Annotated in this window: 1 protein-coding gene; it reads right to left on the minus strand. The window is 67.5% G+C overall.

What is annotated here, in order from left to right; all coding sequences use genetic code 11:
* On the minus strand, window positions 1–1,776 hold a 1,776-nt coding region (locus ACWD0F_RS52055; protein ID WP_449890578.1), incomplete at both ends, for a polyketide synthase dehydratase domain-containing protein.

Below are 1,776 nucleotides of genomic sequence, written 5' to 3' on the forward strand. Positions count from 1 at the left end.
AGTAGGCGGTGAGGTAGGCGACGGGGATGGCTGCGGCGTCGGTGAAGGACCAGTTGTCGGGGATCGGGGCGAGCAGCCGATGATCGGTGATACCGACCGGGCTGAATGCGTGCGGCACGTACCCGAACACCCGCTCACCGACCGACAGACCGACCTCCGGATCGCACTCGATCACTACTCCGGCGGCCTCGGAACCGAGCGGCGCGTCACCCGGATACATCCCCAGCGCGATCAGTACGTCCCGGAAGTTCAGACCTGCGGCCCGGATGGCGATCCGAACCTCGCCGGGCTCCAGGGGACGGCGTGCCGACTCGTTCGGGACGAAGGCCAGATTGTCGATCGTGCCGGCGGACTTCGTCCCGAGACGCCACGACTCACCAGCCGGTACGGGCAGGAGGCCGGAGCCGGTCATGCCGACCACGCGCGGTGCGAGCAACCGTCCGTCGCGCACGGCCACCTGCGGCTCGTTGGTCGACACCGCCGCCTCGACCAGCTCCCGTGGGACGTCGTCCCGGTCGAGGTCGATCAGGACGAACCTGTCCGGATGCTCCCGCTGGGCACTGCGCAGCAGCCCCCAGATCGACGCACCCGGCAGGTCGTGGACCGGCTCTACCAGCGTGGTCGCCATGGCACGTGTCGTCGTGATCACCAACCTGGCGTCCGGCGGCCGCTCATCAGCGAGCCATTCCTGCACCAGCCTGAGTGCATCGCGAACGCCTGCGTGAGCGGCTTCGACGATGTCGTCCGACTCGCTGGAGCAGTGCGCAACGGTGAGGTCGAAGACCGTTGACGTGGATGCCGCTGTGACAGGAACCCAATCAAGCCGGGACAAGGTGACCGCTGTGGGCGCGGTGTCGTGGCGGCTGACCGGGCGTAGCGCGACGGCGTCGACTGCGGCGACAAGTGCCCCGGCCGGATCTGTCAGCCGCAGCCGGTAGGTGTTCTCGCCGGTCGGAGCAGCATGAACGCGTACCGACGTGGCATCGGTGGCGTGCAGTCGCACACCGGTCCAGGAGAACGGGACCAGCGTCTCGGTCGCGCCGAGCACCAGCGGATGAAGAGCGGCGTCGAGAAGTGCGGGATGCATGGCGTGGCCCGCGACGGACAGCTCTTCGGGAAGATCCACCTCCGCATAGAACTCGTCCCGCTGGCGCCACAACCGTGACAAACCCTGGAAGGCAGGGCCGTACTCGTAGCCGTTCTCGGCCAGGGTCGCGTACGCGCCGCGCACATCGACTGATTCCGTACCGGAGGTCGACCAGCCGAGATCATCGGTGTCGGCAGATGTCATGAGTATGCCGGTGGCGTGGCGGGTCCATGCCTGGTCGGGCTCGCTGTCCGGCCGGGAGTACACGGCTAGCTGCCAGCGACCCTCCTCAGTGGCGGGACTGACCGTGACCTGCAGCGTCACGTTGCCGGTTGTCGGCACGACGAGTGGGGCCGCCAGCGTGAGGTCCTCCAGCACAGGGCAACCGGCCTGTTCACCCGCGAACAGCGCTAGATCCACGAAGCCGGTGCCGGGAAAGAGGGTGTTTCCGTCGATGACATGGTCGGCGAGCCACGGGTGGGTTGTTGCCGACAGGCGCCCGGTCAGCAGGTGCGTGTCATTTTCGGCCAGTGTCGCGTGCGAAGTGAGAATGGGGTGGTTTGTGTCCGGCGTCGTGCGAGGCCGCGGGCTGAGCCAGTAGGTCTGGCGTTGGAAGGGGTAGGTGGGGAGTTGGACGGTGTGTCCGGTGTGGATGGTGGTCCAGTCGACTGTGACGCCGTGGTTGTGGG

The organism is Nonomuraea sp. NPDC002799 (assembly GCF_053592075.1).